A 13,518-nucleotide genomic window follows, 5' to 3' on the forward strand; every position below is an offset into this window, starting at 1 on the left:
CAAATCTCGGCCCTCATAGATCAGAACGCCGCCATGAGCGCGAAGCTCGACGGCATGGGCGAGAGGCTAACCGACCTCGCCGAGCAGGTGGCCCGCGCCAACGCCATAGCCGAGCGCCCGCGCGGCCTGTTCGGGCGTCTCCTCGGGCCGGGGCGCGAGGAGCCGTAGCGCCGCGACACGACCGGAAAACGAACCGGAAAATCGCGCGTCACGTTCCGCGAGCGTTGCGCCAACGTCCCGCCGCGAACCGCGACAATCGCAGGTAGACGCCGGAACGCACTGGCGAAACGCGCGTTTCGGTCGCGCGGCGCACAAAGAAGGCGGCAGGCCGTAGCCCGCCGCCTCGCCTGAGCCGCTTTCGCCGCCGCTACTCGACCTGAGACGCCGCCTCGCGGTACGCCTCCATGTCCGGGCGCTTGTCCTCCAAGCCCTCCATGAGGGCGACCGGGCGGAACTCGCCGCGCGTCACGAACTCGACCTCAAGGCCGTGAACCAGAAACGGGCGGTCTATCGAGTCGTTATCGAGGATGCCGCGCAGGCGGACGCCGCGCGAGCTATCGTCCATGACCTCGGCGTGTACCTCGTCCGTGACGATTACGAACATACCCTCCCCGTTGCCGTGCTCGAAGCCCGCCTCGTCATAGGGGAAGTTCACCTTAACGTGCCTCATTGTTCCCGCCTTTCAACAGCTCGGCCACCTCGCCGAGAAGCGCGGCGCACTCGTCCGCCTTCTTGGCGTTCGCGTCCAACGCTTCCATGTTAAGCTCCATTACGCCGCCTCCCCCGTCTTGATGCTCTCGCACATGTCGTAGGCCCTCCGCGCCCTGTGCGCCATGTCCTCCGCGAACGCGATGAGGAACGGCAGTTGGTCGCTTGCGATGCCGCACCCGTGGAACGCGAGGAACGACGCGAAGCCCTCCGCGATCTGGCTAAGCTCGCTCGCCACGTCCTGAACGTCCGTGAGCCTCGCCCCCTGCCTGCCTGCCACCTGCTCCGCCATAGCCTTCTCCTTTCGCTCGTCCTGCTATGACAATAGCATTGTATCACGTTGTAGTGTATTGGTGTACTGTGAACTATATCGACTTATTTACTCATTGTTTGTTGGGTGGTTGCCGTAGTTTTCCGGGACGTTTAACTAGAAATCCGGCGCAACATGGTCAAAAATCGCAGGTAAACATATGCGCCCAAAATCCATAGGGAGAAAAATAGGCCCCCTTTCCGCGAACCTGCCGAAAGAGGGCCAGTAACTTTTGAGATGATTGTTTATTCCCTTACTTTATTTCTCAGTAAACCTAGACGCGCGCGCCCTGAACTTGAGCGGGATTCCCTCGTACGGCGTCCTCCCCGCTCGGTTCTTGAGAACCACGATCTCGCAGCTTCGGACGTCGTTCGCCTTGGTGTCCCTAATGAACTTGTCGGCCTCGCGCTTCGTCCGCGTGTCCTTGGTCTTCTCCATGTGCTCGCGCATGCCCTCCGGCTGCAAGCCGAGAAGCACGTCGCTCCCATACTCGATAGCGCCGGACTCCTTGAAGCTGTCCATTGTCACGCCCTCGCTGTAGCTAGAGCGGTTGAGCGAGGAGATTACGAAGACGGGCGTCTGGAGGTCGCGGGCCACCTGTCGGAGGTCGGTAACGTTCCTGTCAATCGCCCTCTTGTCCGTGTCGCGCTCGCTCTTCGGCGCAAGAAGCTGCAAGTAGTCGATAAAGATAACGGGCGGCTGTCCGTCGTGTCTCCCCATGAACTCGGCAACGGCCTTGATGCTATCAACATTCGGTTGCTCGGTTCCCTCCAAGATTCGCAGGTGAGGGGCAATATCGTTCGTATAGCTCTCGCACGCTTTTATGAGGCGCGAGTACTCGGCCTCCCCCCAGTCCTCGAAGCGCCGCCGCTTGCTCGTTAGATCCGTCGTGCTGCAGTCGCGGCCGCACTCGCTAATGATGCGGCTAAGGCTCTTCGCAACGATTTCCTGAGCACTCTGCTCGATGGTAACGAACAACGTCGAGCGCCCCGAGCGCGCTATGTTGTCCGCGATCTGAACCGCGAGCGTGGTCTTGCCGAGAGAGGAGACGGCCCCCAGAACGTAGAGGCTGCCCGGCTGCAACCCGCCCCCAAGAACTCCGTCTATCGTTGAGAAGCCTGTGGGTATGGGGTCTTTCGCGCCCTCAAGCGTGAAGATGTCTCCCGCGATGCTCGCGGGGTCGAGCACGCGGAACGCCCCGAGAGCCTCCTCGTATGCTTCCTGAGCGCGCTCCTCAGACGCCGACGCGGCGCGCTCGCGGACCTCCTCCAAGAGAGCGCGGAGGGCCTCTCGGTCGCGCTCGAATAGCTCGGCGGGGTCGTTAGAGCCCTCGACCTCGGCGGAGATATGGTCTATTCCGCCCTTGTCGAGCACGGCCTCCATCCTCCCGCGCGCCGTGCGCCCCGCCTCGTCGCTGTCGGTGAGGATTACCACGGTGCCGCGATAGCCGCGCTCCACGATGCTCCTAGCTACCAGCTCGTCGCGGTTCGAGCCGTTGAGGGCAATGGCCGTGTACCCGAGGACGCGAAGGGCGTAGGCGTCCATGAGCCCCTCCACGACGAAGACGGCCTCTCGGTTCGAGAGAGACTTGTCGAAGCTCTCCGGCCCCTTTAGGTCTTTCGGGTTGTTGCACTTCTTGTCCTCGTGCGTGCCCTTGTCGATGTAGCGCGCCACGAACATCCAAGGGGCGTCCTCGCCGTAAGGCAGAATCAGAGCAGGCTTGCCGTATGACCTGCTCTCCATGTCCGTCGTATACGTCGGGTCGAAGCCCCAGCCGAACGACTCGGCCTCCTCGACGGTGAAGCCCCTCGACTCGACGTAAGCGACGGCTCGCGGGTCGCGGATGCCGTCTCGGCAGCGCACCACGTACTCCTCGGCCTTCTTCCTGAGCCCTTCCTGCTCGGCGTCCGTCTTGTCCTCCTCTTGGCGCTCGGCGTCCCTCCTCTTAAGCGCGCCCCCGCGAGATACCACGAACTCCGTATCGAACGAGAACGCCCCTCGGCCAGGTGCCGACACGGCGGGGCCATCGTCGGGGATGCCCGCCCATTCGCAGACGTAACGCTTCTGTTCGAGCTTGTCCTCGGTCTGGTTGAGGACTCCCGCGAGGTCGAAAATGTCCCCGTGAGCGCCGCACTTGGCCGAATAGCAGTGCCAGCTCTTGCCCTTCTCGTCAACGGTGAAGGCCGCCGATTTGCTCGGCCCGTTGCCGCTGTCACAGATCGGGCAGACGTAGGTGTTGCGCCCTCGCCTCTCTAGGTTGGCGTCCGCGTACTCCTTGAGGCTGACGATTTCCTTCACTTGCTGAAAGTCCATGCTCCCCGCCTTCCTGCCCCTCTGACGGTAGAATGGTCCGTGAGGGGCGTGTTCGTTGACCTGTGTTCTCACTGACTAGACAAACGCCGGGTTGCGTTTCGCTTGCCCCTCGCCTGCCACAAGGTCGCGCGGTTCGTCCCCGTGCGGCCTTTCTTCTTTTCTAGGCGCTTGGCCCGCCCGCGTAAAGCGCGGCGGGTTAAGCGTCATACCTATGAAGTACCTATAAGACCTATGAGAAAAAATTACGTATGTCTACCTGCGATTTTTCGGGCCTTGTGTCCGGATTTCTAGTGAAAAAGGACGGATTTCTAGTGAAACTGTCCGTGTTTCTAGTGAAACTCACCGCCTTCTCGCCGCTTTCCCGCCCCTCGTTCCGAGAGACTTTTCCGCCTTCTCCGGCCGTTCGGCCGCCGAGATTGTGAGGCTCTTCGCGATTCCCGTCTTCCTGTCGGCCGTGTACTTCCATCCGGCGATTTTGCCCCGCTCGGTGAACTCGTCCAACATCTTCTCGACCGACGAGAGGATGCGGCCCCTCTGCTTCTTGACGGCTGCTTTCCGAGCGCGCTCGATTTCCTTCTCGCTTCGCCTCTCGCCGTTCCTCTTGACCTCCGCAACGTCCGGCGCGGGGAACGCTAGGTTCGCCCACATGCTTTCTAGGTTGACGCTGTTGGAGATTCCCGAATGGACGTGTCGGAGGATGTAGTACCAGACCTGCCGAGCCTCAAGAGACGGCTTGACGGTCTTGAACTCGTACTCGTCTCGGTAGATCCTCGCGAGCATGCTCCGAGAGCGCGCATACGCACTGAGGGGGAACGCCTGCTCGGGAGTCTTCTCGTTGAGTCTTAGGATGAAGTCGTAGACAACCTCTCGCTTCTCCTTCTTCTCCTCGCCTCCATCGTCTTTGACCGTGGTCCATATCGCCTTCTTTTCGAGCGTGATTCTCACGTTGAGGAGGTTGGTTACGTCAATGGTGTCTAGGATTTCCGAGTTCTTCTTCCTGCCGTTCCGTCGCTCGGCGCTCGTGTCAATGCCTATGAGGGTCTTCATGCACTTGAAGAATGACTCGACGGCCTCGTTCATTATTCGGTACGACGATTTGTCATAGGGGTTCTTATAGCCGCACAGCCTCAGTATCTGAGCGCCCGTCACCTCCTCTTGGCCCGAGAAGAAGAGGGTTGTAGCTAGGTCGTACCAGAACCTGTCTCTCTCGTTCAGTCCGTAGAGGTCGAACGGAGACTCCATGCTCGCGCCATCAACCTCGGTCGATAGGGTGACGGTCGCGTGGCCTCCCCTTCCCGTGTACACCTCGGTGCCGTCCTCGTTCCAGTAGCCAAACGGCCCGATAGCAGACTTGCCGACGCGGCTCATAACGGCGTTGGTGATGGGGTCCGTGTTGACCTCTGATAGGAGGGCTTGGGCGTCGTGCGTCCTCGCCTCTTTCCGGCGAGTTGCCCCTTTCATCTTCTCGTATGCCGCCATGGCTCCGCGAACGAAGGCCACGGCGAAGATGAGCGAACCGATGCCCAGCGGCTCGCCGTCAAGGTGAATGGCTATCCTGTCGGGCCTGTGACCGCCCGTGGCAGGCTCCACGCGCTTCTCTAGAGGCTCGCCCTCGACCGGTTGCAGCCTGTCCATGCTGTCAACCATGAGGACGCCGTGGGGCGCTCCCTCGGCTTTCGGCAGGTACCAGACCGGCCCCGGCGTTAGCATCAACGCCCCGCCGTCGCTGTTGACGGTTCCGAGCATGAGGCCGTCTTTCCCGGCGTCCTCCTCGAACAGCTTAACGCGCAGCCTGAGAAGGCCGTCCGGCTCGCGCTCCTCCACGCGCAGCTCGTCGCCCGCGCCCTCGCCGAACGTAACGGCGCTTATGGCGCTCTCAATCTCGGCGTTCACGGCCTCGACGGTCACGCTCACCTCGCGCCCGTCCTCCCCGGTGAAGGTGCCCGCGATCTGCTCGCCGTCGCTAGGCATTGTCGGCCTTGTCCTTCTCGGCGGCCTCGGGGTCGATAAGGGCGTAAACGTCTTCCCTGCGGTAGTAAGTCTTGCGCCCGACCTTCGAAACCTGCTTGAGCTTGCCCAGCCGTCGCCACCTATAGACCGTGTTCCTCGCCACCCCGAACAGCTCGCATATCTCCGATACCTCCATGTAGTCGTTTGGGCCTGTCATGTGTCCGCCTTTCTAGTTCCGTAGTTTGTAGGTGGACTAAATTGTACTACGTTTAGCGTTTTCTGAGCCAGTTACAAGCCGTAACAAACTAGTAGAAGCTAGGTATCCGTCCACAAACTACGTTCTATATACGGGAGCAGAAAAAACGACCGTTTGTGCAGGTAAATGGCCGTTTTTGCGGTAATTGCTAAGTGCAATTTCCGGCCCCCCTAAGTGCAGATTCCACCGGGTCTAAGTGCAAAATCCACCGCCCCTAAGCGCGGTTTCCTTCGATTGTCTCGGCGGCTGGTAGAATCTACGGCGCACCAGCGGTACCCGGATGCGGGCGGCGCTCCCTTCGAGAGATTGGAGCAAAGCCTATGAACCCAGTTCTTGAAATCCTGCAAGCCCTCGCGCAAGTCGCGAGCATAGGGCGCTTTCTACTCGACCTGTGGCGGGAACATAAGCATCGAACGGATGACGTGGAGAGATGAAAAAAGCCCGGCGGCAACCGGGCTCTTGAATCGGTAGCACCCGCGCCGCCCGCTGACCGTTGACCCCGGACGGGCACCGCTGGTGCACACTGCCATTCTACCCGAAACGCGCGCCCGGAAAGCGCCCTCTTTCGTCCTGGCTATACCTGCTCCGCGTATTTGGCACATTCCTCTTTTTGAAAATCGGCGTTTATGCTGGTAAACATGCCTGTTTCTCGATTTCTGCGTCCCCAAAAAACGGTAGTTGCGTCCCCAAAAAAACGGTGGCTGTGGGGTCGAAAAACGGTAGTCCCTACCCCCTGCGCGCCCTGCGCAACAGTTCCTCCGCCACCTCGTCAAACTCGCGCCGCCACGCCTCCACCTTCTCGGGCGGCGCTTGCAGCTTGCCCCGCCGCGCCCTGCCCAGCTTGCCCATGAGGAAGCAGTTTCGGTGTTGCAGCGCCGCCGTGGTCATGGTCGCGTAGTCCTTGCCCATTTCTGCCCCTCTCTGAGCCTCTGAGCGCCGTTTCTAGGCCCGTTCTCCGTCTACCGGCCACTAGGTACCGGCGTGACCGATACGCGCCGCTGTGGCGACGCTGAGCGGCCACAGCGGCGTCTCTGGGGCTATCCAACGCGGCACTTTCGGCCAGCCCTGCGCTTTGTTGTCATGGCCTGCCAGTAGGCGAGCGCGCAGGACTCCGCCACGGTCGCGTCCCCCTCCTCCGTGTCCTCGAAGCCGAACCCGTCTTGCCCAACCTTGCGCTTGGCGCACCTCGTCATGGCGTCCGTTAGCTGCTCCTGCCCGTAGTGCGTGACGATTCGCTCTCTCGCGGCGTCAAGGATCATGGCGTTTGCCGTGGCTACGTCGATAACGGAGGGCGTCACAATGGCGAGCTTCTTCACCTTGGCGTCAATGAGCTTCTGAATGAGCACGCCCGAGCCCGAGCGCCCGTCAATGGCTATAGCGGAGATTTTGTCCTTGCGGGCCGCTATCCAATCGGCGAACCAGCCGACGCCGCGCCCGAGCGAGCGCGTCTCGACAAGCTCGACGTATGCGGGCCCGCGCAGCACGTGAAAGCCCTCGTCCATCGGCCTCATGCAGACGGAGAGGCTGCCTCGCGAGCCGTCCGGGCTGAACTTAACGCCGACCGTCATTAGCCCGTCCTCCGGCGGCTCGTCCGTCTCGCACGCCCCCCACGTATCCGCGTCCATGACGTGCTCCACGTCCGCGCCGACCGTCACGGGCCACCATCCGAGATATTCTCGGGCGAAGCTGTCCGCCGCCATCGTGCCGGCTGCGTCCGCCATGACGTGCTCGCGGATTCTGTAGCCCATCATGGGGTTTGTCTCGTACCAGCGCTCCCGGTCCGCCGGGTCGCCCACCTCGTCCGCAGCCCATTCGAGCCACCACGCCGTGCCCGTGCCGTCGTGGGCCTTGTCGTGCATCTCTCGAAAGACGGTGCCGGGGCACTTGGGGCCGGGGGGCGTCCCGAGATAGATCATCTGGGGGTCGCCGCTGTCCGTCGCAATCGTCGTGGGCTTAATGGCCTCGTACTCGTCCGCCGTGAGCTGCTGGGCCTCGTCAACCACGATGATCTCGTATGTCCCGCCGCGCGCGCCGCTGTTCGTCCGGGTCGAGAACTCAATCACGGTGCCGTCCGCGAGGTAGATTCCCTCCGCGCCCTTGGCTCGGTAGACGCCCCGACCGTTGGGCTTGAGCTTGCGAGCGAAGTCCTCGTGCCCCTCGATGAAGTCAACCATGAGCTTGAAGAACTTGCGCGTCGTGCTCCCGTTGTGCGCCGAGTAGAGCACGCTCTTGCCCTCCACGAAGGCGCACCACAGCGCGTAGAAGCGGGCGGCGTAGCTCTTCCCGTTCTGCCTCGGGCGAGAGAGGGCTATGGTTATCGCCGCGCACTCTCCCGCCCAGTTCTTCGCGAGGTACAGCTCCATCTCGTAGCGCTGCGCCGGGATGAAGCGCACGCCGTAGCCCTCGAACAGCTCCACGGCCTCGGCCCCCCGGCTGCTCTCGTAGTCGCCCACGTCCTCGAACGTCGGCGTCTGGCGACCGTACCTCACTGGCGAGCGCCCCCCATCTTGGCGCGGTCGAGCGGGCTTCTCGCGCCGCCGCCGTCCGGCAGGCCGTCAATCTCGGCCATGACCTCCATGAGTCGCTTGCTCAGGGCCGCTATGTCCCTCCCGCTCTCGGTCGAGTCGATGGTCCGGGCTATCTTGTCCCGCAGCGCCTCCAACGCGGCGCGGCGGCTGTTGCCCCTGACCTGCTCTAGCAGGGTCTTTTGTGCTCTAGAAGCCATATCGGCCCCCTTTCGTTGTGGGAAAAAGCCAGCGGGGCCCCTGTGGAACAGCCCGTGTCAATTCGGGCGGTATGCCCCCGGGCTTGCCTTCCGAGCGGGGCCGGGAGGGGATTCTCCCCACCCCTCTCTCACCACTCGCGCGAGTGCTTTATCGGCCTGTACGGCCTCGGCTCCACGGCCTCGCCCTTGCCCTTTCGCTTGCGAAGCCCGTTGCCCCGCTTCTGGTTGCAGATTCGTTGTCGATGCACCGGGCGCACGTTGCGCGGGTCGAGCGCGCAGGCCGTGGCCGATGCGTAGCCGCCCTCCTTGTAGCGGCTGACCGGGACGATCTCGTCAAGCTCGAAGCTGAGCGGGTGCCCGGATGGTAGCGAGTAGTCGATGCTCTGGCCGCACAGCGCGCATGGCAGGCCCATTGACGCGACGCGCTTTCGCAGGGCGCGGCGCGCCGCTCCGTTCGATACGCGGGGGTCGCCCATGCTAGGCGACCTCGCTAGGCGTCGGGCAAGGCTCCGGCCTGAACCTGTAGGGGACGGACCTCCACGCCTCGTGGAGAAGCGCGTCCGTCTTTGCCAGGGCGAGCTTTGCCGCGCCCTCCGCGCTGTACGGCGCGCCCAGCGCGTAGCCCTCAACGTCGCCCACGAAGCGCCGCGCGGGCTCGGTCACCGCCTCGGCGTCGAAGCCCTCGCCGCCCTCCTCCGTGAGCAGGCGGCACGCGGCGTCAAGGCGACCGTAGGCGACCTGAGCCACGGCGGCGCGCTCCTCCTCGTGGCGCTCGCCCAGCGCGTCGAAGCTCGCGGCGAAGTCCGTCAGGGCCCGCTCGACCAGCGAGAGGGCGCGCCTTGCGGCTTCCCAGTTCCCGCCGCACTCGTTCTTGACGCTCCTAGCCATTGTCCGCCCCCTTCCCGATGGGTCCGCACGCGCGGCCCATGAAGCTGTCTCGCCCCGTTAGGTAGTTCGCCCAGTCCCTCGCAGCCGTCTTGAGCATGGCGTAGGTTAGGAGCCCGCCGCTGCGAAGCTCGAAGGACGCGCACTCTCGGGCGATTCGGCGGAACGCCTCGGCGGTCGCGCGGTCGCCCTGCCCCTCGGCGTACTCGGCGGCTGCCTCGCACGTCTCCACGGCGGCGGCCCTGCGGCGCTCGGCGTCCTCGCCGTTATGGGCGGCGCGCCCCGCCTCGAACATGTGGACGCACGCGGCCTTGAAGTCCGGCTCTAGCTCGGCTGCGACGGGCGATAGCGTCACGCGCCCACCTCCTCGGGCGGCACGTGCAGCGGCCCCGTCTTGCTGCCGAGAATGCTCTCGTAGCCCTGTAGCCAGTTGCCCCAGTCGCACGCGGTCACCTTGAGGAACCGGTAGCCCTCGCGCTCCTCGACCGGGCCGCCCTCCTCCTTGAAGGACACGCGCGAGCAGGCGTCCCGGACAAGCTCGAAGCCGTAGTGAATGCGCTCGTCCTCGGTCGCGTCGAAGCCCACTAGTCCCAGCTCGTGCGCGTGGTCGATGATGCGGCGCGCGGCCATGTGGTCGCTGCCGTAGGCCTTGAGCGCCGTCTCCACGTCCTTCTCGGTCAAGTGCTCGCGGCTCTCGAACAGCTCGACGTAGCGGGCGGCGTCCGCGCCCATGGGGCGGGCCATGTGGTCGCCGATGCGCGCGAGCGCGCGGTCGCACGCCTCCACGGCGCGCCTGCGACCGTCGCACCACATGGCCGCGCCGCCAAGGTGGCTGCCGTCGCGCATGGCGTCGAACATGCCCTCCAAAACGTCGCGGAACTCGCGGTTCTTGAAGTCATCGAACGTCACGCTAGGCCCCCTCGCCCTCTCCGGCGAGCCTGCCAGCGTCCGCCAAGACCTCGGGGCCGAACTTGCCCTCGGCGTAGCCGTTCATGAGCATGAGCGTCCAGGACGCCTTAGACTTCCTGCTCGTCTCGTCCTTGAAGCTCTCCGACGCCACGTCGTGAACGAAGGACTCGGCGACCTTGCGGGCGGCGTCCAAGAACTCCTGCCCGCCCTCAAGCGTGTTGGAGAACTGGGGGCACGCCACCTTGTCGCCCTTCTTGATCTGCCGCAGCTCAATCTCCTTGAGCGAGCGGTATACAGACCAGTTGTCGCTGTACTTGCGGTACGCGGCCTCCATCTCGGCGCGCGTGACGTGGGCCCTCCCGCGCAGGGACTCAAGGTAGGAAATGGCCTCGGCGCTCGGGGCCTGAGCCATCTCCTCGCCCATCTCGCGTTCCGCCTCGTCGCACAGCTCGGCGATTCGGGCGTATGAGCGGCTCGCGCGCGCGAGCAGGCGCTTGCGCCCCTCCTCTGTCGTGAGCTTGCCGCGCGGCCTCACGACCTCGCCGGGTTGGATGCCAGCGAGGTACTGCTTGTAATCGGCCTCCGCGATCTCGTCAACGTCTCCCATGAGGTGCCCGAGCACCCCGTAAAGCTGACCCGCCGTCCTCTTCTTGTCGAACATCCCTAGCCCTCCTCGCCCTTGAGCGCGGAGATAGCGCCGCGAACGTCCGCGTCCACGGCCTCAAGGAACGAGACGGCGTTCTCGCGGCCCTCGTCCGTGTCTGGCCACTGGCTGAGGCGGATGCCCTTCTCGGCCTCCGCGAGCTTGCCGCGAACCTCGCCCATGATCTTGTTGACGTTCATTCGTGCCTCTTTCTCTAGAAGTCCTGCCCGCCCATTCGGCGGTGTCCGATAGCGAGGACTGAGGACTCGCCCGCGAACTCGGTAGGCTCGTAGACTCCCCACTCCTCATAGCGCCCGACGTGAGCGAGCGCCCTTAGCGCAGCCGTAACCTCGCGCGTGGCCGCCTCCCTGCGCCCCTTGCGCTTGTAGGAGCACGAGACGTAGACCTCGAAGCAGACAAGGCCGTTTCCGCAATCGTCCGGGCGCATGACCTGAACGTAGACGCACGGAACGCCGTCCGCGAAGCCCTCGGCCACGCGGTAGCCCTTGAGGCTCACGCGCAGCCACTCGGCTATGAACCGGCGTTCCTCGGCCCCGATGCCGCGAAGGTCTGCCACTAGGCGCTCGCCTCCCCGGCGTCGATGGGCGCGAACAGCTCCTCAAGCGGCCCCTCCCAGCGAAGCGCCGCCGCGATGCGCCGCGCCTGCTCCTCGTAGGGAACCGTTCGCCCGCGCTCCATCTTGGAAAGCTCCGAGCTGTTGAGCCATGCCACGCGGGCAAGCGCCGCCTGCGTTAGCCCTTGCTTCTCGCGCTCGAACTTCAATCGCGTAATGCGATCTGCGAAGAACCCGGCGCAAGGTGTGGTTACTGCCAATGCCTCTACCTCCGTTCTCGTCGTGGTCTAGCCCTACACCCTTATGTTAGGATGGGGGCAGTTCTAAAGATGTGGCGTCTTTGAAACACATAGAGAAGGGGCTTCTATGAGCAAGTTTGACAAGGCGGAGACTACGGGCCCGCGCTTCTACGCCATGCCGAGCCTCGCGGGGGCGGGCGGAGAGGTCGCGAAGGCTCACGGCTGCTTCTCGTTCGCCCGCCATGACCTCGCGGGCCACACGGTCTATGAGCCGATGCGCAACGGTTGGCGCAAGTCCTCCGAAACGTCCGGGCTGCTCGGCGACCTTCTGGGCGTGAACCCGTATGACGCCGACGAACTAGAGGCTTTCATGGGCAGGTACGGCCTCGCGTACTCGCTCGCTCGCGTCAACGTGAGCGACGGCGAGCAGCCCTATTACGCGCTCCCGGCGACGTACACGGCACACCAAGACTTGTTTATGACGCGGCGCATATTCCAAAAACGTTTCGGTACCAATGAGGCATGGGGCATAACCGGTAGCGTCGCCATGACGAAAGACCTCTACGCCGCCTCGGACGGCCCGACGCCGGACGGGTACGCGGACGCCTCCGGCCTCCTCTCCCGCCATGAGGCACAAGAGGCCGTCGCGACGGTCAAGACCGTTTGCCACACCATCCTCGACGCCGTGAAGGTGGGCGGCTACCCGAGCGCCGACGATCTAGACGCGCAGGAAAAGCTAGACCTCGCGTGCCAGTACGCGAGCGCGGCCCTCGCCCGCCACACGTTCGCGATAGCGCCGTTCGGCGGCACCATGCCGGACTCGGCCCCGGCGCTTGCCCTCGCCCTCGCCCAGACCGTGGCGATAGCCCTAGACGGCGAGCCTCTGAAACAGTGCAAGCACTGCGGGCGGTGGTTTCAGTACAAGACCGGCGCGCGCACGTATGCCGTGCAAGACCCGAGCGTTCAGAGACGCGAGCGGCGCGCGGACTACTGCTCGGTCAAGTGCCAGCAGGCGCACAACTACGAAAAGCTCAAGGCGAAGCGGGCAGCCGAGCGCGCCGAGCGCGAGAAGGCGGCCTCGAACGAGAAAACGGCCTCGTAGAACGCCGTATGAGGCCCTAAAAGAAGTGCCCTCGACCGGATGCCCCGAGGGGCCGGAAACCGCCGTCATTCGGCGTTCTGCGCCGTCTGGCGGCGTCTTGCCGCTCGCCGCCGTTTTCCTACCGTTCGAGGGCGCTCAGGGCGGCCCTAGCCGCCGCCCCCTCGGCCACTGGGCCGGTATCGACGTGAACCGCCGTGGGCGTGTGAACGACGATGCATTACTTGCTACTCAGAAAATCGCGGTGCACGGGCGCAGCCCTGCCAAGGCCGACCGGCGCGGCGAAGCATCGGCGCGCGGGGCGGGCGTCCGTATAGCAAACCGGCGGTTTGGCACACGGATGCGTCTCTTGCGACGCCTGGGCGCCGCCCGCCGCTGACGCGCCCCGGCGGCGGCAGATCGTGGCGCGTCTCCCGCGCGCTCGCGGTACAATCCAACCGGAACGCGCCGCAAAATGAACCGCAAAATCGCGCAACACGTTGCGGAAACGTTGCGGTTCAGACCGCGACGCGATGCGGTACAGATGAAAAACGGCAGGTAGAAGCGTTAAGCGGAACCGAAAAACGGGCGTGATAATAAGTATTATGTCAACTAGCGCGCCCGAGCCGCCCAGGACGAGAAGGGGTAGCCGATGCCTACGATCAAGGAGCTTGCGGACGCCTGCGGGGCGTCCAAGCCGACCGTCAAGCGACGCTTGCAGGAGCTCGGCCTATGGGACGGCCACGTGAACAAGCAGGGCGCTGCGTTCGTCGTGGACGATTACGCGGCCTCCGCCCTCTCCGCCTCCCTCGGCGCGAGCGGCGACGGCGCGGGAGCGGACGCGGCGCAGGACGCCCCCGTCTCCGTCACGGACGCCCTGAACCGCTATATCGCGTCCCTTGAGTCGCAGATAGAGGCGAAGGACGCC

General features: G+C 64.2%; 18 protein-coding genes. 2 read left to right on the plus strand and 16 right to left on the minus strand.

Features of this window, described 5'->3' with window-relative positions:
- Window positions 1-367: 367 nt before the first annotated feature.
- The 16 genes from QUW25_RS09595 to QUW25_RS09670 form a co-directional block, all read right to left on the minus strand.
- Window positions 368-670 (minus strand): hypothetical protein, encoded by a 303-nt coding sequence (locus QUW25_RS09595; RefSeq protein ID WP_204562657.1) that lies wholly within the window; start codon window positions 668-670, stop codon window positions 368-370.
- Window positions 671-769: 99 nt separating this feature from the next.
- The gene (locus QUW25_RS09600; protein ID WP_289511993.1) at window positions 770-1,000 is read right to left on the minus strand and encodes a hypothetical protein; all 231 of its coding nucleotides are present in this window, start codon (window positions 998-1,000) and stop codon (window positions 770-772) included.
- 276 nt (window positions 1,001-1,276) lie between these two features.
- Window positions 1,277-3,331: a DnaB-like helicase C-terminal domain-containing protein gene (locus tag QUW25_RS09605; protein WP_289511994.1), complete on the minus strand. Its 2,055-nt coding sequence runs from the start codon at window positions 3,329-3,331 to the stop codon at window positions 1,277-1,279.
- A 339-nt stretch (window positions 3,332-3,670) separates the two neighbouring features.
- On the minus strand, window positions 3,671-5,302 hold the full coding sequence (locus tag QUW25_RS09610; RefSeq protein WP_289511995.1) for a hypothetical protein: 1,632 nt from the start codon (window positions 5,300-5,302) through the stop codon (window positions 3,671-3,673).
- A complete protein-coding gene (locus QUW25_RS09615) occupies window positions 5,295-5,498 on the minus strand; it encodes a helix-turn-helix domain-containing protein (protein ID WP_289511996.1) in 204 nt (67 codons plus the stop codon). The genes QUW25_RS09610 and QUW25_RS09615 overlap by 8 nt, the downstream gene beginning before the upstream one ends.
- A 765-nt stretch (window positions 5,499-6,263) precedes the next feature.
- Window positions 6,264-6,446 (minus strand): hypothetical protein, encoded by a 183-nt coding sequence (locus QUW25_RS09620; RefSeq protein WP_289511997.1) that lies wholly within the window; start codon window positions 6,444-6,446, stop codon window positions 6,264-6,266.
- 128 nt (window positions 6,447-6,574) lie between these two features.
- Window positions 6,575-8,026 (minus strand): terminase large subunit domain-containing protein, encoded by a 1,452-nt coding sequence (locus QUW25_RS09625; protein WP_289511998.1) that lies wholly within the window; start codon window positions 8,024-8,026, stop codon window positions 6,575-6,577.
- Window positions 8,023-8,262, minus strand: coding sequence for a hypothetical protein (locus QUW25_RS09630; protein WP_289511999.1), 240 nt, complete (start codon window positions 8,260-8,262; stop codon window positions 8,023-8,025). Before QUW25_RS09630 ends, QUW25_RS09625 begins: the two co-directional genes overlap by 4 nt.
- Window positions 8,263-8,390: 128 nt before the next feature.
- Complete coding sequence (locus QUW25_RS09635) at window positions 8,391-8,738, minus strand: HNH endonuclease (RefSeq protein WP_289512000.1); 348 nt, start codon at window positions 8,736-8,738, stop codon at window positions 8,391-8,393.
- A 1-nt stretch (window position 8,739) separates the two neighbouring features.
- Window positions 8,740-9,150 carry a hypothetical protein gene (locus QUW25_RS09640; protein WP_289512001.1) on the minus strand — a complete coding sequence of 137 codons (411 nt, stop codon included), beginning with the start codon at window positions 9,148-9,150 and terminating at the stop codon, window positions 8,740-8,742.
- Entirely contained in the window at window positions 9,143-9,502 is a 360-nt protein-coding gene (locus tag QUW25_RS09645) for a hypothetical protein (RefSeq protein WP_289512002.1), read from the minus strand. Before QUW25_RS09645 ends, QUW25_RS09640 begins: the two co-directional genes overlap by 8 nt.
- Entirely contained in the window at window positions 9,499-10,056 is a 558-nt protein-coding gene (locus QUW25_RS09650; protein ID WP_289512003.1) for a hypothetical protein, read from the minus strand. Before QUW25_RS09650 ends, QUW25_RS09645 begins: the two co-directional genes overlap by 4 nt.
- A gap of 1 nt (window position 10,057) precedes the next feature.
- Window positions 10,058-10,717, minus strand: a complete 660-nt coding sequence (locus QUW25_RS09655) for a hypothetical protein (RefSeq protein ID WP_289512004.1) — start codon at window positions 10,715-10,717, stop codon at window positions 10,058-10,060.
- A gap of 2 nt (window positions 10,718-10,719) precedes the next feature.
- Window positions 10,720-10,899: a hypothetical protein gene (locus QUW25_RS09660; RefSeq protein ID WP_289512005.1), complete on the minus strand. Its 180-nt coding sequence runs from the start codon at window positions 10,897-10,899 to the stop codon at window positions 10,720-10,722.
- 14 nt (window positions 10,900-10,913) lie between these two features.
- Complete coding sequence (locus QUW25_RS09665; protein ID WP_289512006.1) at window positions 10,914-11,276, minus strand: hypothetical protein; 363 nt, start codon at window positions 11,274-11,276, stop codon at window positions 10,914-10,916.
- Entirely contained in the window at window positions 11,276-11,482 is a 207-nt protein-coding gene (locus QUW25_RS09670; RefSeq protein ID WP_289512007.1) for a helix-turn-helix transcriptional regulator, read from the minus strand. Before QUW25_RS09670 ends, QUW25_RS09665 begins: the two co-directional genes overlap by 1 nt.
- Window positions 11,483-11,639: 157 nt before the next feature.
- On the opposite strand from QUW25_RS09670, the gene QUW25_RS09675 reads away from it, so the two are divergent.
- Window positions 11,640-12,614 (plus strand): hypothetical protein, encoded by a 975-nt coding sequence (locus QUW25_RS09675; protein WP_289512008.1) that lies wholly within the window; start codon window positions 11,640-11,642, stop codon window positions 12,612-12,614.
- A gap of 628 nt (window positions 12,615-13,242) precedes the next feature.
- Window positions 13,243-13,518 (plus strand): winged helix-turn-helix domain-containing protein (locus QUW25_RS09680; RefSeq protein WP_289512009.1); only part of this gene is annotated, 276 nt, incomplete at its 3' end.

Source organism: Thermophilibacter provencensis (genome assembly GCF_030372065.1).
Taxonomy (GTDB): domain Bacteria; phylum Actinomycetota; class Coriobacteriia; order Coriobacteriales; family Atopobiaceae; genus Thermophilibacter; species Thermophilibacter provencensis_A.